The 20174-nt window shown below is 35.2% G+C and carries 11 protein-coding genes; all 11 read right to left on the reverse strand.

The annotated features are described in order from the left end of the window. Window positions 1-39 precede the first annotated feature (39 nt). Complete coding sequence (locus tag AC061E_RS08340) at window positions 40-3168, reverse strand: TonB-dependent receptor (protein ID WP_478285810.1); 3129 nt, start codon at window positions 3166-3168, stop codon at window positions 40-42. Window positions 3169-3747: 579 nt separating this feature from the next. Beyond that, window positions 3748-4479 (reverse strand): rhamnogalacturonan acetylesterase, encoded by a 732-nt coding sequence (locus AC061E_RS08345; RefSeq protein ID WP_478285811.1) that lies wholly within the window; start codon window positions 4477-4479, stop codon window positions 3748-3750. A gap of 7 nt (window positions 4480-4486) precedes the next feature. Next, window positions 4487-5833 carry a glycoside hydrolase family 28 protein gene (locus AC061E_RS08350; RefSeq protein WP_478285812.1) on the reverse strand — a complete coding sequence of 449 codons (1347 nt, stop codon included), beginning with the start codon at window positions 5831-5833 and terminating at the stop codon, window positions 4487-4489. A 231-nt stretch (window positions 5834-6064) separates the two neighbouring features. Beyond that, the gene (pelA, locus tag AC061E_RS08355) at window positions 6065-8074 is read right to left on the reverse strand and encodes a pectate lyase (protein WP_478285813.1); all 2010 of its coding nucleotides are present in this window, start codon (window positions 8072-8074) and stop codon (window positions 6065-6067) included. A gap of 10 nt (window positions 8075-8084) precedes the next feature. Next, a complete protein-coding gene (locus AC061E_RS08360; RefSeq protein WP_478285814.1) occupies window positions 8085-9710 on the reverse strand; it encodes a glycoside hydrolase family 43 protein in 1626 nt (541 codons plus the stop codon). Between the two features lie 3 nt (window positions 9711-9713). After that, window positions 9714-10913 carry a glycoside hydrolase family 88/105 protein gene (locus tag AC061E_RS08365; RefSeq protein WP_478285815.1) on the reverse strand — a complete coding sequence of 400 codons (1200 nt, stop codon included), beginning with the start codon at window positions 10911-10913 and terminating at the stop codon, window positions 9714-9716. Between the two features lie 24 nt (window positions 10914-10937). Continuing rightward, window positions 10938-12095 (reverse strand): glycoside hydrolase family 88/105 protein, encoded by a 1158-nt coding sequence (locus AC061E_RS08370; protein WP_478285816.1) that lies wholly within the window; start codon window positions 12093-12095, stop codon window positions 10938-10940. Window positions 12096-12163: 68 nt separating this feature from the next. After that, window positions 12164-13114 carry a DUF4861 family protein gene (locus tag AC061E_RS08375; RefSeq protein WP_478285817.1) on the reverse strand — a complete coding sequence of 317 codons (951 nt, stop codon included), beginning with the start codon at window positions 13112-13114 and terminating at the stop codon, window positions 12164-12166. 175 nt (window positions 13115-13289) lie between these two features. Further along, the gene (locus AC061E_RS08380; protein ID WP_478285818.1) at window positions 13290-14945 is read right to left on the reverse strand and encodes a RagB/SusD family nutrient uptake outer membrane protein; all 1656 of its coding nucleotides are present in this window, start codon (window positions 14943-14945) and stop codon (window positions 13290-13292) included. An 11-nt stretch (window positions 14946-14956) separates the two neighbouring features. Beyond that, the gene (locus AC061E_RS08385; RefSeq protein WP_478285819.1) at window positions 14957-18097 is read right to left on the reverse strand and encodes a SusC/RagA family TonB-linked outer membrane protein; all 3141 of its coding nucleotides are present in this window, start codon (window positions 18095-18097) and stop codon (window positions 14957-14959) included. Between the two features lie 494 nt (window positions 18098-18591). Continuing rightward, window positions 18592-20145, reverse strand: coding sequence for a DUF4957 domain-containing protein (locus AC061E_RS08390; protein WP_478285820.1), 1554 nt, complete (start codon window positions 20143-20145; stop codon window positions 18592-18594). Window positions 20146-20174 lie beyond the last annotated feature (29 nt).

Raw genomic sequence — 20174 nt, forward strand, 5'->3', positions numbered from 1 at the left:
TATTTCTGTTGGCTCATTTTAGAGCTTAATAAAGCACTATTAAAAGAAATGATAACTCACACTAAGTTGTCCCTGACATCTTGAGTTTAAATTATCAACTAACCAAGGAGTACCTTTAGGATTTTTAAATTGAAAAACGGGCTGTTGATTTTCTATTCGAACAAAATCAAGCAAAGCATAACCTGAATTGTTAATATTAGGAACATAGACTTGAGTTCCCCAATTTTTTGATATTAAATTCCCTATATTAAATAAATCAAGCGCAAACTCTACTTTATTTTTAAAAAGTTTTGTCTCATACATGAGTTTTAAATCTACTTGATGATTCCATGGCGTTCTTACCGCGTTTCTATTGGCGTATTTACCTCTGTTTTTACTCAAATAATCATTATCATTGATGTATTCATTAAGCTGCTGCCATTGCTCAGCTGCTGATACAACAACAGTATTATTCCTATCTACTATATTTTGAAGTTTAATTTCTGATTGATCTCTGGGAATATAGATAATATCGTTCTTAGCAGAACCATCCCTATTAATATCTCCTTCATAAACAAATGTAAAGGGACTCCCTGATCTACCATTGTATAATAAGCCTACTTTAAAACTACTCGATTTAAAATGAATATCATAAAAATGATAGGAAACAAATTTATGACGCAAATCAAAATTTGAAGCAGTGAGTTCAGGTGAATTGGCTACTAAGGCTTGGTTCCATTCAAAATTTGCCGCATGTGAATTTCTATTAGTACTTGAAATGTCTTTACTCACTCCATAAGTATACCCTAAAAATCCATTGTAATTACTTTCTGTTTTAGTAAGCCCTAGAGTTAAATTGTATCTATATCCTTGAGAAGTATTAGTCAATAAAAAAACATTTGTAAAATTAGGATTGATTTTAATGCTCTCTGCTGAGGTATTGTAATACGGACGTTGATCAGCTCCCGTAAAATTACTTTTTTGATCCTCCCTCCTATTTATGGATTGAAACAACAACCCATCTAAAGTTTTAGTATAAGTAGCCTCCAAGTTTAAAGCAAAGTTATTTTTTAAAGCTACATCAAGCGCAATGTTACTTTTCCAATCACGTGGTAAATTGAAATTAGTATCTACTAAATTTACTTCGGTCAACTTTCTATTTTGCAAAGACGCTAATTGGCTTAAATCCTCATTAATGTTTAAACTGGTTGTTGGACGATAATCAATATTAAAATATTTCGTTCCAGAAATGTAATATTCATAAGCATACCACACAAAGGGCATTCTACCTGTAAATAGTCCTGTTCCGCCCTTTAAAATATATTTTCCATCGGCATCAATAGTATAATTAAAACCTAAACGCGGATTAATTATTGGTTTACTATTAATTTTATTTTTATACCCCGAAAACTCTGGTGTACGTTGAATTTCATCAGAAATAGGAAAAGCGGTAGGCGTATTTTGCCAATCTAAACGAATTCCAGCTAAAATATTAAACTTTTTTGAGAGTCTAATTTCATCTTGTAAATAAACACTACCTAATACAACTCCATAATCAGCTGATGGGGTCTTTTTATTAAACTCAAAATCGTTATTCTCAATATTGTAAACTCCACGAACACGATTGGGTTGATCTGCCAAGAAACTAGCTACAGAGTTGTATTGCCACCTACCATTGAAAGCCGTTAAAAAGCGATATTCAATACTATTAATTTCAGATGAAACTCCAGCGGTAAATTTATGATTTCTGTGATAATAAGTAAGATTATCTGTAAACTGAATAGTATTTAAACTTAAACCGTAAATAGAAGCTTCTCTATACGTTCCTGCAAAAACAGTATTTGAGGTATTGTCAATAATTTCTAAATGAGGAAAAACACGACCTTCATAAGTGCGATCATCATTTACCGTTGATAAAGAAACTGTCATTTTATTTGAAAGCCGATTTGTGAATTTACTTTTTAGCTCTGCTACAATACTATTTGTAGTAGAATTGTGCCTGTATCCTTGATTTGTAAAATTAAAAACAGTGGGAGTCCATTCTAGATTATCAGCATAGCCTTTAACAAAATTATTTCTCAACGTTAATTTATGATCATCACTAATGTTGTAATCTAATCTTAAAAAAAGTTTGGTATTCTTGCGCTCTATTTGGGCATTGAGTGCAGTTCCTGGATCATAATTATATTTTGTTTTAAGTCTATCAGCTATAAGGGCAACCGTTTCAGCAGAAATATTGGAAGTTATACTTCCAGGAGTATTAAAGACCGTTTCATTCCTATCGGCCAATTCTGCATTAAAAAAATAAAACAATTTATTTTTAACTAGGCTTCCGCCAAGACTAAAACCGTAGGTATAGTCATTAAAAACTGCTTTTTGTTGCTTAATACCATCAGCGTAAGTACCTACTAAATTTCTATTTTTCACAAAGGTGTAGGCAAGACCAGTTGTTTTATTCGTTCCACTTTTAGTAACTGCATTGATGCTTGCACCTGTAAAATTCCCAAAAGTTACATCAAATGGGGCAGTTTTTACAGAAAGGGCACTAATGGCCCCAAAACCTATAGGTTGTGTACCTGCTAAACCTCCAGGCGTTCCGGAAGCAGTTGATCCTGCAGCACCACTTGCTGGCTCTTGAAAGCCCAAAACATCATTTGTGGAACTCCCATCAATAGATAAATTATTAAAACGATAATTAGCCCCTCCAAATGAATTTAGGTTTGCCTCTGGTAGTAATCTTGTAGCATCTTGAATACTTCTATTTGCTGTAGGAAGGCTTGTGATTACATCAATTTTTAAACGCTTCTCATTTCCTTTTTTAGAATAAGCATTGTTTACCACTACTACTGATTGCAATACTTCTGCTTTTGCAAAAAGTATAAAATCAAGTTTGGTAGTTTTACCTAGTTGTACTTGAATAGCATCTGAAAGTAAGGTATTAAACCTTTCTGCCACAATTTTAATTTCATAATCATAGGCTGGCTGTAACTGATTGAATTCATAATACCCATCTGCTTGTGATTGCGTTGCATATTTTATTCCTGTTGATTTTTGAAGAATAAAAATAGTGGCAAATGGCACGGTATTATTTTGCTCATCGGTTATAGTTCCTTTTACTATTCCGGTAGTTTCTTGAGCAAAAAGTAATCCTGTACAAAACAGAATTAAAAATGTTATAGTATACTTCATTTTAAAAATATAGATTTTATAAAACTACGTAACTAATAGTATTTTAGTTTTTCACATTTATCGTATATTTACGATTATGTATTGATTAAAAACCACTAAAATACTGATTAAAAGAAGCTTATTAAAAATATATAATTAAATATTAACCTAAACTATTTATCTATAAAACACGATTAATATGAAAGACAATAACGTTTTTAACAGTTTAGATTTAGAACTTTCAAAATTGTCAAAATGTTTATCTCATCCTGCAAGGATCCAAATTATAACCCTACTTTCAAGACATAAAGATAGAACTTGCAAGTAAATAGTAGCCGAGTTGCCCTTATCGTAGTCTACTGTTTCAAAACATTTAAAAGATTTACTAGAAGAAAATCTAATTTGTAGAAAATTAAGTGGTACTCAATCTTTATATATGCTAGAATGGAATAAACTAGAGCGCGTTTTCACCATTTTTGAACGTTTTAATAAAAAAACAATGATTCAACGTCTAAAAAGAAATTGTTGTTAACTATATTTAACATCAATTCACAAGCAACCCTTCCAGTAATTTGGGATAAAAACATATTTTTATCTTCTTTATTTCACTTCTTTAGACAAACGAATGTTAAGTACTTTGATTTGTTGTGCAGCAATTTTAGCAATTTCTGTGGCTCCTTTTATAGAGAGATGCGTGTTGTCATCGATTCCTTTTGGGATATAGCTATTTTCTCCCGCGGTAAAGTGCAGATGTAATTCTTTTGATTTTTCTACTCCGTAGGCTTCTTCCAAAAGTTCCGTGTAGTATTGCATGTCAATAAAAGGCACTTTATATTCTTGTGCTACGAGCCTTAATTCTTGAGTATAATCACCATGTGAGTCAATCAAAACACCTTGTTCATTGAAAGTTCTTCGGGTTATGGAGGAAAACAAAATAGGAGTTGCACCTTTTTTTCTGGTTTCCTCTACAAAACGAATCAGATTGTGTCGGTAGCTTGTGTGCGGATTGGTGTAGCGAGTTGGGTCGGTTACTTTGCCATCGTTGTGGCCAAATTGGATAAAGACATAATCTCCTTTTTTAAGTGAATTATATACAGCGTCCCATAATTTTAGATCAATAAAACTACGTGTGCTTCGGCCATTGACGGCTCGGTTGTCTATCACCACATTGTCTGAAAAAAATGTAGGTAACATTTGTCCCCATCCTCTTTCAGGATTTTGTTCTGGTGCTACTTTGTTGGCCATAGTCGAATCGCCAATGGTGTAAATGGTGGTTTTTTGTGCCCAACCGTTTAGGGTGATGCAGGCAATTAGTAGGAAGTACTTTTTCATTTTATTGTTATTTTACAGAGGTTGGAATACTAGCTTTTTCTCCAATAGTGACTTCGTTCAGCACAACATTTTCAGCGTTTTGGCTTGAAATGCCATTTTTAGCCCATTGGATATGAATGTTATTAAAAAAAATATCTTTTATTTTTAAATCGGGATAGCCTTGAATCACAATGCCGGTTTGTGTGGCTTTTTTGCAAACGATATTCGAAAAATTGATGTTGCTAACACTTGATGCAAAGCCACTGCCTTCGCCGTGGTAGTTCGAGGTAATATACAAGGCATCTTCTACCTCGTCAAGTTGCAGATTGTTTACAAACACATCTTTGATATAGCCACCACGATCGGCATTGGTTTTTAGGTAAATGCCTCTTTTGAGGTAGCCAATCGTCTTGCAGTTTTCTACAAAAATGTTTTGAATTCCAGCCGACATCTCGCTGCCCAACACTACTCCGTGCAGTCCCTTAAAATTGCAATTTCGGATGACAATGTTCTGGCTTGGGGTGGCGCTATTGGCTCTTCCTTCGTGGTCTCTTCCTGATTTTATGGCTATATTATCATCGGCATTATCAAAAGAAATGTTTTCGATTAGGACATCGCTAGCATATTCGGGATCGATGCCGTCGTTATTGTTATTGAATGCTTTGTATTTTAAACCACGTATCGTAATGCTTTTACTTTTTAACAAATGAATGCACCAAAATGGTGAATCTTCGATTTGAACATTTTCGACAAGTATATTTTTGGAGTCGATGAATTGAATGAGTTGCGGTCGTAGGTAATGTCCTTCTCCAAAAATTCGTTCTTTGATGGGAATATTTTGATGATTCATGTCCCTACTTAAAAGTTGGTCTTTCTTTTCGAGTGGTTTCCATTTGATCCAAGTGTTTTTTGCCTCTCCATCGATAGTTCCGTTTCCGGTGATGGCGATGTTTTCTAATCCATTTCCGTAAATCAACGGACTGTAATTGTATAGCATTGTGCCTTCCCAGCTAGTCAAAACCAGCGGATAATCTTTTGGATTAGAACCAAATCGGATTTTGGCACCATCTTCTAAATGCAAGCGAACATTACTCACAAAATGAAGTGGACCTTGTAATGTAAAAATACCTTTTGGGACAATGATCGTTCCGCCATTTTTCTTTTTACAAAGCGCCATTGCTTTATCAAAAGCGGGTTTTGCATTGCTTATCGAATCTCCTTTGGCTCCCAATGCGGTTACTTTTATGGTAAAGGCAGGAATGGTGGGTAACACGATACGATTTAGGATAGCGTTGACTTTTTCTGTGGGAAAAGGTTTGTTTTGTGCCCAACCACTTAGGCTGATGCAGACAAAGAATAACAGGTGTTTTTTCATTTTCGGTTACATTTATAGTCTTGTTTTAGGTTCTGAAGCCCAACAGTGAGATTTATTTGTTACTAGCCCCGATAGTAGTGGAAATCCTTTTTTTTATACCTGTCAGGTTTCTAAAACCTGACAGGTATAAAAAAAAGATTACTTCGTCAGTTCGCTATCGCTCGGGTGTAACGGATAGCGGGACTTTGTTTCCTGAAAAGCGTTTTGTTGATGCTCCAAAAAAAATAGTAACTAATTACTAGTGGTTACGTACCAATTTTTTATTTTGTCATTAAGAATGTTATCTATGTTGTAATTTTTAGCTTCTTTTTTAGATAGTTGATACGACCACGGGACTCTTTTTTGGGGTTGAAAGCCTGGCCCAGAGCAATTGTATTCGGCATAAAAGCTGGTTTTTTCGGCTTCGGGTTTTGACCAATTGTGCCATCCTTGCGGGAGAATATGGGCATCCATAGTGCAATCTATGAAAACGGTTTTCGCATAGATTCGCCAAGGTCTGCCCAAATAGACTTCTTTGACACTAGTGTCGGCGGTGAGTTTACAGTTCTTAAAAACGTAGCCAAAAGTACTGTCTTGAGGGGTCGAAGCAGCAGTGATATAGGAATCTTTTTTGCTGTGTAACCTACAATTTTCGAAAAAGACCGTGGCATCGCCAAAAATGAAATCGGTAGTACCTTCGATGTAACAATCTTTGAAATAGTTTTTAGTGCCCTCGCCTGAGGTATAAAGCGTGTCTTGGTTGCCCAAGAGATTGCAGTTTTGAATTTTTACCCGATTGGCGTTTACATTGAGTGCAACTGCTTGTCCAACCTCGCCAGCAGCATTTTCGATGGTTATGTTTTGGGCGATAAAATCATTTCCTTCTACCAAAACGGTGTAAGTGTGAAAGGTACTGTTTCTTCCCACATTCATTTTTTTGAAGTGATCATCAAAAGTGATAATGGTGTTTTCTTTGCTTTCGCCGATGAGGGAAATTTTGGTATTCCAAGCGTGGATTTTTACTTTTTCGTAGTATTTTCCGTTTTTGACATAGATTACAATGCGTTGATTTGGATAAGAACGAGCCGCATTTATAGCGTCTTGAATTTTAGTAAAGTTGCCAGAGCCTTTAGCATCTACTACAAAATAATTCTCATTGCTTGGTTGTATATCTTTTTTTTTTGGCTCGTTCGTTTGGATTTTTTTTAACCAATTGGGATATTTTTTTAGCACTTCTTTTGGTTCGTTCGTATACCAAGCATAACCGTTTCGTCTTTCGGAACCAATTTCTTCTATTGTTTTTTTCTTGATACCATCTCGGTCGCAAAAGAAAGGTTCATTGGTGTCAAGCTCCATAAATCGGGCCCAAATTGGCTCTGCATTTTCGGTGGCAATCATTTTTTTATTGGTGATTTTTCCAGCTTCATTCAGGATTCGTTCCTCTTTTAAGTTGGTTATTTTGGTGGTTTCAAACCAAGTTACCGCACTTTTTACGGCTTGAATGATTTCAGGAGATGGATTCTCGATGGACATCAATAGCAAAACAATTTTTGCTGATTCTTTTCCGCTCAGCGAAGGCAATTCATACGCTCTGGCTTTTGCAGGAAGCAAGGTCACTTCGTCGTGCTGCGCGCACCAAGCAGTTAAAGTATTGTTTTGTTTGTATTGTGTTTTTAAGATACAATCGATGCCTTTATCAAAAGCTACCTTGATTTTAGTGACCAATGGTTCTGAGAGTTTTATGGCAAAATAGTCGCTTTTGTCTTTCAATTCTTTGAACATAAAAAGCAGATTGGCCATTGCATCATCATTGAAAGTGATGTGGGTGTAATAGCCTTTCTTCTTAGGGAAAAACTGTGGCCAACCTCCATTAGCGTATTGTGCTTTGAGTAAGTAATCTAGACCTAACAAAAAAGCTTTCTGATAGCGTTCGTCTGGATTTTGGCGATACATTTTGGATAGAAAAAGCATTTCCTGCGAGGTAGCACCATTGTCTATAGTGATTTCGTCTGTACTGTCTTTTTCGGAAAGTAGCTTTTTTTTCTCGGTATCGTTTAGGTCTTTTTGCATTTGTATGTTTTTTGGCCAACCGCCAATAGAGCGTTGGTACAACAATACATTTTCGGCAATGGCAATGGCTTCAGGGCTGCTAAACCAAGGGCCTTCTTTCATTTCGGTAATGGCTTTCCAACTCTTATTCAAGACTTGCGCATGGGTCAAACTTCCGATGCAGATACATAAAACAAGAATAATTTTCTTCATTTTTTGCGGTTTATTTTGTTACTCTAAACCAATCGATGACTACATTTCCAGCATCGTTGGTCGTTTCATTTCGTAGGGCTAAAAAGCCAATTTTTGCGCCAATCCATTTTCCTTCTTCGGCACTAAAAGCCGTTCCGATTGGCAGGAATTTTTGATTGTCTTCACTGAAATAGAAAAGGCATTGTCCACCAGCGGCTATTTGTACTCTTAAGTAGCAGGTATTGCTTTGTATGGGGATGCTTTGGCTTTCTTTTTCGATTCCTTTTTTATCCGCGCCGAGGCAAGTTACTTGAGATAACCAATAGCTGTTGTCAAGTTTTTTCATTTTGAGATAACTGTAATTCAATCCCATTATGACTAAGCCTGTTTGTTCTCCGTCGGCTCTTGCATTGAAGGTGATTTTGGTTGTGATGGTCGCTTTTTCGGCTGGAATTTTTTGTAGTAATAAATTCCCAATATCGAATAAATTAGTACTGTTTTTGGGTTTTGTTTGACAAAATAAAGTGTAATAGCCTAGAGTAGAAGGGAAGCCCCAACTCACTTTTGGATTGGCGTGCCATTGCCATTGTAATCCTAGTTTTGGTTCGCTGAACTCATCACTTTCTGCGGGAGTTTTTACTGGGAATGATTTTCCAATGTTTGGTTTTTTGAAAACACTCACGGGTTCACCAATGCCATTTCCGTTGGTATCAGTTCCTATGACAGGCCAGTCGTTTTTCCAAATCACAGGTTGTAAATGCACGATTCTTCCATAGGCTTCTTTATCCTGAAAATGGAAAAACCAATCTTCTCCTTTTTGTGTTTGTACCCACGCACCTTGATGGGGCCCATTGATTTTTGAATTCCCTTGTTCGAGTACTACTTTTTTTTCATAAGGTCCGTATACGTTTTTGGATCTTAATACCAATTGCCAACCCGTAGCTACGCCTCCTGCAGGAGCAAAGATGTAATAGTATCCGTTGCGTTTGTAGAATTTTGGACCTTCAACAGTAGTGTCATTCGGGTGACCGTCAAACAGAATGACATCATCATTGTTGGCCAAAGTTCCTTCTGCATTGAGCGTGCAAAGTGCCAAAATACTTTTGATACCCGCACGACTTCCGGCAAAAGCATAGGTGAGGTATACTTTTCCATCTTCATCCCAAAGCGGGCTGGGATCAATTAATCCTTTTCCTTCCTTGACTAAAACGGGAGCAGACCAAGCCTGCTTTGGATCTTTGGTTTTGACCATATAAATGCCATAATCAGGATCTGGGTAGTAAATGTAAAATTCGTTATCATGAAACCGAATGCAAGGCGCCCAAACACCATTGCCGTGTTGCGGTTGGTCATAAACCTCCAAAGGCGGCTGTTTTTGAAGTCCATAATTTATAATGGTCCAATTAATCATATCCTTAGAATGCAGAATTGGCAAACCCGGTATACAGTTAAAGGATGATGCCGTCATATAATAATCCTCATTGACCCTAATAACATCAGGATCTGAATAATCACTATGAAGTATAGGATTTTGATAGTTTCCATTGCCCAAATCGGCTACCCAAACTTGCGATGGGGCGCCGTTTGTACTTTCTTGGGCTGTAATTATGCCACAGATGCTGAAAATAAGCAATAAGAAACTAATTTTGGATGCCATGATTTATCGGTTTAATTCTAAGGCAGCAAGAATAAAAGGGCCCGTAGCTTTTGGGTCGTTGTCTTTTTTCTTTTCGTTTACATAGTATTCAAACGAGCCATCACGGTAGGGATTTCCACCAAGTCCAGCCACAGCACAGGCTTGAGTGATAATCACTTCACCATTAGCGCCTATTTTGATTAATTGTTTGGTCATACCATCAAAGGCTTTCTGAGCGATTTTTTTATATTTTTTGGGTAAGTATCCTTTGTTGGCTCCTTTGGCAAAAGCATAAGCAAACATAGCCGTTCCAGACGCTTCTAAATAATTTCCACCTACAGCACCTTTGTCGGTTACTTGGTACCAAAGTCCAGAAACATCTTGAAAAGGAGTTAATGCCTTGGCCAATTGGTTCAAATAGCTTACTAATTCCTTATGTTTCGGATGATTTTTGGGCATATAATCTAAGACATCAACCAATGCCATAGCGTACCAACCCAAAGAACGAGACCAAAAATTTGGAGACGTTCCAGTCGTTTTATTGGCCCAAGGCATTTGTTTGCTTTCGTCCCAACCATGATAAAGAAGTCCAGTCTTCGGATCACGATCATTTTTTTGAATGAGTTCAAATTGTTTGGCGATGTCGTCTAAACTTTTTCCGTTTTCAAAAGTCATAGTGTATTGGGTATAAAAGGGCTCTCCCATATATAATCCGTCCAACCACATTTGGTTAGGATATATTTTTTTGTGCCAAAATCCACCACTAGGAGTTCTGGGTTGTTCCTCGATTTGTTTTCTGAGCGTTTGCAATGCTTTAAGATACTTTTCCTCTTTGGTTTTGGCATAAATGTCAAACAATAATCTACCGGCAACTACCATATCAATATTGTACGAATCGAATTTGTAGCTATCAATAGTTCCATCGTTTTGGATGAGTTTGTCTACATACGATTTTATGTATTCTGTGTATTTTGGGTTAGGATGTTTTTTATTCAATTCTTCCATTGAAGTCAAAACTAGTCCATGAACGTAATCCCATTTTGGAGAAGTAGCGTGATCGATCATGAAGGATTCTTTGTGCTGCAGCATTACTGTAGCTGCCATACGTTCTGACCATTTTAGTTTTTTAGATATTTCTTGAGCTTGGAGATTATTACCAATCAAAATAAGGAGTAACCCTTGTAATAGGTATAGGAATTTGTTTCTTTTTATGTTTTTTTTCATTGGAAATGATTTAGAATAGTAATTTTATTTATTTAGTTCGAGGGCTGCTAGCATAAAAGCACCAACGCCCGCAGAACTATCGTTTTTGTTATTTGATTTTGTATAAAATTGATAAGAACCATCTCTAAAAGGGATTCCCCCAAGACCAAAATTAGAGCATATTTGAGTGAGATGAAGCTCACCATCATCATCCACTTTGCAATATTTTTTGATGATTTCATCAAAGGCTTTAGTTGCATTAACTTTATATTTGGATGGTAAATAGCCTTTTTTAATTCCTTTTGCTATGGTGTAAATGAACATACAAGTACTAGAAGTTTCCAAGAAATTACCCGTTTCATTGGCTTTGTCTGTTACTTGGAACCACAGGCCAGAAGGGTCCTGATATTCGATTACCCCTTTGATTAATTGGTTCAAATTGCCTACTAATTCTTTATGTTTTGGATGTTTCTTTGGAAAATAATCTAATACATCAACTAACGCCATAGCATACCAACCAATGGCTCTTGACCAAACGGTTGGCGAAGTCCCTGTTACAGGATTTGACCATGCTATTTGCTTGCTTTCGTCCCAAGCATGATAAAACAGACCTGTTTTTGGATCTATGAAATGCGTTTGTACAAGTTGGAATTGAAGCGCAATATCATTTAGGTTTTCACCTTTCTCATAAGTTACAGTATAACGTGTGTAAAAAGGAGTTTGCATATACAAACCATCCAACCACATTTGATTGGGATAAATTTGTTTGTGCCAAAAACCACCACTAGCCGTTCTGGGTTGTTCCTTGAGTTGGTTTCTCAAAAGTGTTAAGGCTTTTAGGTAGCGAATCTCTTTGGTTTCCTTATAAATGTTGAAAAGCAATTTTCCAGGTTCGATTAAATCAATATTGTATTCTTTTGAATTATAGTTGGCAATAGTTCCCGAAGTATCAATAAAAGAATCTATATATTCTTTGCTATAGTTTTGATAGACTTGATTATGGCTTTTTTGGTATAACTTTTCAAAAGCACCAAGAACAAAACCAATTTTATAATCCCATTTGGGTTTTTCATTATTGTCTATTTGCCAAATTTTGGGATGACGTTTCATTATCGAAAGTGCCATTCGCTCTGACCATTTTAGCGTACTATCGATTGTATTGGTCTTTTTGGAATCAATTGTAAGGCTTTGGTTTTGAGCCATAGTTTTGTTATTGACAGAAATCAATAACGCTAAACAACAATAGATCCATTTATAGATAGCCATTTTTATTAAATTTTACCTTTTTTGTTGAGTTCGTTGAGTTTTTCATCTAAGTATTTTACAAATGCTTCTTTGCTTTTAATACCGTCTTTTTCTTGTTCCCAGGCACCTAAAAAGTAAAAGGTTACGGCTTGGGTTGAAGGTTTGAAAACTAAAAGATGATCAAACTCTGCATCAACTTCTGATTCTATGCTAGTAACTTCGTATAAAATGGCCATCCCTAGTTGATCCGGAATTAGCGATTGAGTGCCATAAGTGGCGAGATAAGCCCATTTTTTGTTTTGGCTCACTTTTTTTAAAATTTCCGTATTTTTTTGCTTTACAATTCCTGTACAAATACCACTAATTGCTTTAGAGGCTTGAATGGTATGTTGGGTATGACGTTGGTTTGGGCTAATCGTTAATTTAGACGTAAAATCAATTTTTTCCCCCGCTGTTTTCCAACCGTAGTAATTGATTTTTACCCCAGATGATTTGGATTTGTTCTCTACTTTTGCTAAGGTAGAATCGACCTCATAAAAGTGCAATCTTTGGTTGTTAACATATCGATCTATGGAACCAATTCCAATTCCTTTTCCCGCTTTAAGGATGTCGGCACCCCAATCACTCATTTCGTGATAGGAGTCAAAACCATCTTGTCCGACTTGTGGCAAAACAATCGCTTCGGTTTTTTTTCCGAAAATATCAATGGCATTTCTCCAATCTAGGTACAATCGGTAGCCAATTTTGTTGCTTTCCCAGCCTGGACCTTCGTAGCGGATATCAAAGGAATGATCTGTATGTTCTGGTGCTAGTTTCAATTTTTGAACATTTTTGAAGGTACCACCAATGTATTTTCGACCTTCCCATTTGCCGCCTTCTTTTACAGAGATTTCAGCGTAGTTCTTTTTATTTGCATATGGTTTTTGTGCAATTGTTGCTGTAGAACTCAACAAAAACAGACCTATTATTATTTTCATGTTTTTCATAATTGTCTTTATCTAAAAAAATGAAACGAAAATGTTTTACATCGTTCGCATTTTTTGGTTTCCTTGTATGATGATGAAATGTAAGAGAAAAAGGAGCTTGATACAAACATCAAACCCCTTTTTTAACAAACTCAAAAAAAAATATTTAACCTAAACTTTTAAATTATTAATAAGCTGGATTTTGAGGATAATTTGTACTTCTATTCAAATCTAATACCGTTTGAGGAATTGGTCTTAGAATTTTAAGATTCCCATTTTTACCATTAAAAACTGCTGCACTTGTAATTTTAGGATTGTATAAGACCGTTCTGGCTACCAAAGTTCCTGTTCGTTTTAAATCAAACCATCTGTGGTATTCTCCCAGTAATTCGCGACCTCTTTCATCAAGAATAGTATTAATATCAATAGTTGTAAGCACTGGTATTACTCCTGCAGTACCTCCTCCAGCTCTTCTTCTTACTTCGTTAAGACGTTGTAAAGCTGTTGCAGGATTACCCGCTTTTAAATATGCTTCGGCAGCAACTAAATACGTTTCTCCCAAACGAGATATGATAAAATCACGTGTACTTACTCTATTACTAGTTGCTGATCCATAAGGAGCTATAGGGTCATCAAACTTTCTAACAGGTATCGTTGCATAATCTGCACTTACATTTGAAGATGATGCAAATGTCCCCCAATTATGATATCTAAAAGTCGCAGCATTTTGATATCTAGAAGCATTAGCTGTTTTCCATGCTGCTCTGTCTGCAAGTGTAAACCAACTTGGTTCGTAAAAATCGGTTATTTTTAAATTCGTTCTATCAGCTACCTCATAAAAAGCGTAATATCTTGTGTAAATTTCAGTCATAAAAGTTCCTTCCCAGCGACGATCACCTCTTTCAAATAATGACAATGCATAGGTTGTAGGTAATAAAGTATAACTTCTGTTTGGATAAGGATTCCCTGTTGCTGCAGGTCCTAAATAAGGTCCAAAATAATAGCCTTGAGCATTTCCTAAAGTTGTAACTCCTGTTGAATTTGCAAGTGGTGAAAATTGAACTGAAAAAATAGTTTCAGCATTCATTTCATTTCCTGGTCGAACAACGTTATCAAATGAAACATTTAACTGTTGACCATTGATAACTTGGTCTGCCAATGATGCAGCTGTTGCAAAATCATTTGAAGCTCCAAAAGTTTCATACCCTCTTGTTAAATAAACTTTTGCTAGCAAATTTTGAACTGCACGACGGTTAACACGTCCTGTGTATCCACCAGTAACAACCGCAGGCAAAGCTTCGGTTAAATCTTTTAAAATTTGAGTGTACACCTGTTCAGCTGTATTTCTATCAAAGGATTGAACTGGACTTTTAAAATAGTCTAAAACAAGTGGTACACCACCATAGGTTTGAACTAATAAAAAGTAAGCATTAGCACGTAAAAACTTCAATTCTCCTACTCTTGCATTTAAATTTGTGTTTGGTGCGGTTAATGTGGCAAAATACAAACCTGTATTGGCTTGCTGTATTGCGGCATAACACGTTTTATAAAGCTGGTCAACTCCATCCGATGTCGAATCTAAATTAGCGTATTTACTCAATCCATCAGGTTCCATGTTCCTTCCTTCAGAATATAAATCGGTGCCCGCTTCAAATAACCATGGATTACCACCATATATATCTTTGAGCATAAAATAATTAGTATTTACTAACGCTTCAAAGCCAGGAGTGGTTAAGTAATACTCTTCTGGGTTTCCTAAAGATTTGTTGTCTTCCTCAATAAATGAAGAACAAGAATTCATTGATAAAGCTAGAATTCCTATAATTACTATAAATTTTTTCATTTTGATTTAATTTAAAATTTTAAACTTACTCCCATTTGAATAGTTGTAGAAGCTACACGGTTAATTGCTAGTCCAGCCGTAGCCCACTCAGGATCATACCCTTCATAATTGGTAAACACAAATGGATTTAAAACATTGACATACAATCTCAAATATTTAATTTTCAATTTTTCTAACAATTGGTCATCAAAACTGTAACCTACAGACATATTTTGAATTTTAACAAACGAAGCATCTTTATAAAAAGCAACATCATTGTTATTATAATATACACCCGCTGCACGTGGTAAAGGATTCGTATTAGAAAATTGTTGAGGCACTCCCGCACCATTTGCAGGTACATACCAATCTTGAAGATCTATTTTTTGACGTCCACGATCATTTACATCAGCAAAATTATTATGAAAATCACTAAACACTGTCATTCCTTGATTTGCTATCAAAGCCATTCCAAAATCAAATTGATGCACTTTTAATGAAGTAGAAAAACTTCCAGTCCATTTTGGATCAAAATTACCTAAAATCGCTCTATCATTATTACCATCTATTCTTCCATCATTATTCAAATCCTTTACACGTGCCTCACCAGGTAATTGATTGTAAATAGCTGCCTGAGCTCTTTCGCTCTCTTGCCAAACGCCATCAAATACATAGTTGTAATACGAATTAATATTTTCACCAATAAACAAATTATTTCCTACGTCACTTACATCTTTTTGGTTATATATAGAAACCAATTTATTTACGTTTTTGGTAAAAGTAAAACTTGTCTCCCAAGTAACATTTTTAGTTTGAATGTTTTTAGTAGAAAGAGCAACCTCAACACCTTTGTTACTAATCGATCCTACATTTGAAGTAATAATAGGAATACCCATTTCTAAGGGAAGCGCTTGTTGAAACAATAAACCATCTGATAATCTATCATACACATCTACACTACCTGATACTCTATTATTAAAAAATCCAAAATCAAAACCAAAATTAGTTTCTCTTGTTCTTTCCCAAGTAAGCTCTGGATTTCCTAGACTTGAAGGAATAAATCCATTGCTAAGTGTAGTGCTATTAAAATCATAAAAAGTTGAATTGCTTAGTACATTTAAACTTGAATAAGCTGGTGTATTATCATTACCTGTATATCCTAAACTGGCTCTCAATTTTAAAATACTTATAAAAGAAACATCCTTTAAAAAACTTTCTTCATTTACTTTCCATCCGACTGCAACAGATGGGAAAGTTGCCCATTTATTCCCTTTGGCTAACACTGACGAACCATCAGCTCGTATAGTACCCGTAAATAAATACCTTCCTTTGAACGTATAATTTAGCCTTGCAGCATAAGACTCAAGCGTGTTCTTGAAAAAATTTGAACGAATAGCATATGTATTTTGTGGTCCTGATCCTAAATTGTAAAAATCAGTATCAAATGGGTTTTCACGTGATGATAAAAAAGAAGTCTCGGTTGTATTGCTATACAAACTTTGTAATCCTAAGAAATTGAAAACATGATCTTTTTTTAGGGTATAATTGATATTGAATTGGTTATCCCAAGTGTAATTAAAATTTTCAACATTATTGATTTCTCCCGAAAGTAAGTTTCTGTTTGCTATTCCTATGTTAGTCAATGGTCCAAAAGCTTTACCACGTCTTGAATCTAATTTACCTGCTGAAAATGTCGTTTTAAAAGTTAACCAGCTATTTGCTTTATACTCAGCAAAAACATTACCTATAGTAGCCCAGTTCACACGTTCATCTGTAGAATTTTCAATTTCAAGCAATGGATTTATAGAACCTGTTTTATTTATTGCTAAGTTACCGTTAGGGTATCTCAAAGTTCCTGGCTGTAACGCCAATGTTCCAACAAACTCATTTCCAGCAGCATCAATTGCCCAAGGTGAAGAAAATGGATTTTGTCTAAAAGCCTCTTGCATAGCGGTTGGGCTACCTAGTTGCTCATCTGTTTTAGACAAAGTTAAATTTACTCCTAAACCAAATTTACTGTTAACCTGATGATTTAATCCTGCTTTAAAGGTGTATTTATCTATGCTTTCATTTTGAACGTTTCCTGTTTCGCGCTGTTGTCCAATAGCTAAATTATAAGCCATACCAGATTCCCCTCTTCCTGAAACCGTTAAATAATTGTTTTGTGACATTGCACCTCTTAAAACTGCATCCGTCCAATCAAAAGTTTGGTTTCTTGCCACTCTTTGTAATAAAACATTATTTGTACCACCAGCGCCAACATTACTACTCAACATGGCTGGTGTAATACTCGCATAGTTGGTTACTGTTGATGAAAGCGATGTAGGTAAAAAAGCTGCTTGATGGTAGCTCCACCATTTTTCTCCACTCATAAACTCTGGTAAACGTGCCACTTGCTTGTTACCGTAAGACGTCTCATAAGATACGTTTATTCCTGTTTTAGCACTAGCACCACTTTTAGTAGTTACAATTACAACACCGCTTCCACCTCTAGAACCATAAATAGCAGCAGACGAAGCATCTTTCAACACATCCATACGTGCAATATCTTGTGGATTTAAAAAATCCATATTATCACTAGGAACTCCATCAATTACAAATAAAGGACCTGAACCATTTTTGTTAATAGAATTTGCTCCACGAATAACCACATTAAAACCATCTCCTAGCCTACCTGAGTTTGATGTTACTTGAACTCCTGCAATTCCACCTTGAATAGCTTCTAGAGGATTGGTCACATTTCTTTCAGTAATTTTAGCAGAAGATAAGGTATTTACAGCACCCGTTAAATCTGTTTTTTTCACAGTTCCGTATCCAACAACTACTACTTCTTTCAAGGATTGTGATTCCTCTACTAGAGCAACTTTTATAGTTTTCTTACCTGTCACATTTACTTCTTGAGAAACAAAACCAACAAAACTGATTTGTAGTACTGCTTTCTCATTTGTTAATTTTATAGTGAAATTTCCAGAAAAATCAGTACTTGCGCTATTACGTGTTCCTTTTTCAACCACATTTACTCCAGGTAATGTTAATCCAGCAGCATCAGTTATAGTTCCTGTAACAGAGGAAAGTTGCTGAGCCTTCATCTCCTGAACCATAAACAAGCTCAGTAAAAAGAAAAAGGCAACATAACATGCAGAGCCTTTTTTAACAAAATGTCTAAAATTCATAATTCAATAATTTGGTTAGTTTGTTTTTTGATTTTTTAAAGTTTGGTTATTTTTTTTCGTTTTAGACATTAAATGAAATTATAAAAAATATTTAATTTAAAATTTTTTATAATCCTTAATACTAGTAATAATCAAAACTTTAATTAACAATGTAATCGATTACACAAAACTAATCTAATTTTGGATATAAACAAAAAAAAAGCTTCAAAAAAAATAGGTAGTATAAATAATATGCTATTTTTTATTATATTCTTATAAAATATAATTTTTTAATGCTTTTTATATATCGTTCTTTCTAAAAAATAAAATTAGATAAATGATATTAAAAAAAAATGTAATCGATAACAAGTATTTCATTACTTGTGTTTTATTTAAAAACCATCTTGGTTTTAAGTTAGAAAGTGAATATTTAATTTTCAATTAGTTTTACATCTAAAATAAACGAGACATACCATAAGTATGCCTCGTTTATTATAAGTTATTTTTTTTTAGGTTTAACGCCAACGTGGAGCACCAATTTTTGAATCTATTAAGGTTTGATTTTTAAGTTTGAAAATACCAGTGGCTACATTTTCAAATTGAGGATCTAAAGTGGTATGAGTCCCAGAATTATCAAATTTTATGGGAGATGCAGCGCTATTGAAAAGTGCTGCAGCATTGAAATAATTATTTTTAGAAAAGGTTGGTACTGTTGTTCCAACCTGATTGGAATATATAGCCGTTGTTTGTACAAATAGGGTATTGCTAACCGATAAAACGTTAGTCACGAAACGCACATAAAGAATTCTATTTCCAACAGCGTTACATACATTATATAAAGTACAACTATCAATATTTACTCTTGTAGTTAATCCTGTTCCAGAAAGACCAGTTGCAGCATCAATACGAACAAAGTCTCTAGTAGGTGAACAATTATTAAAAGTACTGTTTTTAATAGTCAAGTCTCCCACATACGTGATTCTAAAATCAATAAAATCACCTGTATTTGTAACTATATTAGTTACTAAACAGTTGTCAATGGTAATCGAAGGAACTCTTGCGCTGGCTACGTTACCTCCTAGTAAAGAACGATCAAAATCATGAATGTCACATCCACTAATTAACAATGCCCCATAAGTAGTATTGGCAGAATTGTATCGAATAGCGTCTGTTAATGTCTTGTCACCACTCAAGTCTAAATCCAACAATGTAATATCTGTTGCGCCAGTTGATACTAAGAAATTAACATGTAATAAGGGTTTATTGAAATTATATAATCCTCTGATAGTAATAGGTTTGTTAATGGTAATCGTTCCTGAAAAAGCTTTGTAATCTCCAGGAGCTAAAACTAAAATTGCACCAGAAGCTGCATTGGTTATTTTATCATTTAAATTGTCTTCGGGTTTAATAAGTATCCCGTTTCCTATATCTATTCCTGTTTTGAAGGTGGTATTTCCGCGTTTTTTTGTGTTGTTGAATAACTCTGCAACATATTGTGTCTCACCAGTCAAACCAGTGATTATTGCTACTCCTTTTGTTTTTTCTTCTACTGTTAAGTTCCGTTGTATTGCTCCAGGATTCATTGTGATATGAGTTACATTGCTATTGGCTAACCATCTTAAAGTAGCTTGTTTTGCCTGAATTTCAGAATCAATTATAGCTATAAATAACTGTTCTGATAATGTTTTGGCTGTTGTTACGGACCATTTTGAATCTTCAAGACCTGTTGCGCTGATTCCTTTTACTCTTATCGAGTAGGTAGTTTCGCCTTCAAGAGCCACCTGGACAGGAAGTTCTTTGGCGGTTACTTTTAGTGTCTTGAAAATGGTTTTGAATTCGGTGTCATCGGCACTAAATTCAACCGTATAATAGTCGATAGCTTCATTGGTCGTCCAGTTGAGTTCTACCGTTGTTTGATTTTTTACTTTAGCAGTTAGTCCAATTGGAGAAAAGGCTCGATCTGTTATTAGACTGTCAATTAATTCTTCATTATAGCTTTGACAACTGCTTGTTATTAATGCTAAAAGAAAGAAAGACAGCAGGACTTTTAGGGTATGTTTTGTTTTCATGATCATTGATAGCTTAAATTATTTATTTT

The sequence above is a fragment of the Flavobacterium sp. GNP011 genome, assembly GCF_056428925.1.

What these genes read in the sequence shown, in the direction of transcription:
- AC061E_RS08340 (WP_478285810.1), bottom strand. Translation starts at nt 3,168, where the DNA reads ATGAAGTATACTATAACATTTTTAATTCTGTTTTGTACAGGATTACTT.
- AC061E_RS08345 (WP_478285811.1), bottom strand. Translation starts at nt 4,479, where the DNA reads ATGAAAAAGTACTTCCTACTAATTGCCTGCATCACCCTAAACGGTTGG.
- AC061E_RS08350 (WP_478285812.1), bottom strand. Translation starts at nt 5,833, where the DNA reads ATGAAAAAACACCTGTTATTCTTTGTCTGCATCAGCCTAAGTGGTTGG.
- pelA (WP_478285813.1), bottom strand. Translation starts at nt 8,074, where the DNA reads ATGAAGAAAATTATTCTTGTTTTATGTATCTGCATCGGAAGTTTGACC.
- AC061E_RS08360 (WP_478285814.1), bottom strand. Translation starts at nt 9,710, where the DNA reads ATGGCATCCAAAATTAGTTTCTTATTGCTTATTTTCAGCATCTGTGGC.
- AC061E_RS08365 (WP_478285815.1), bottom strand. Translation starts at nt 10,913, where the DNA reads ATGAAAAAAAACATAAAAAGAAACAAATTCCTATACCTATTACAAGGG.
- AC061E_RS08370 (WP_478285816.1), bottom strand. Translation starts at nt 12,095, where the DNA reads ATGGCTCAAAACCAAAGCCTTACAATTGATTCCAAAAAGACCAATACA.
- AC061E_RS08375 (WP_478285817.1), bottom strand. Translation starts at nt 13,114, where the DNA reads ATGAAAATAATAATAGGTCTGTTTTTGTTGAGTTCTACAGCAACAATT.
- AC061E_RS08380 (WP_478285818.1), bottom strand. Translation starts at nt 14,945, where the DNA reads ATGAAAAAATTTATAGTAATTATAGGAATTCTAGCTTTATCAATGAAT.
- AC061E_RS08385 (WP_478285819.1), bottom strand. Translation starts at nt 18,097, where the DNA reads ATGAATTTTAGACATTTTGTTAAAAAAGGCTCTGCATGTTATGTTGCC.
- AC061E_RS08390 (WP_478285820.1), bottom strand. Translation starts at nt 20,145, where the DNA reads ATGAAAACAAAACATACCCTAAAAGTCCTGCTGTCTTTCTTTCTTTTA.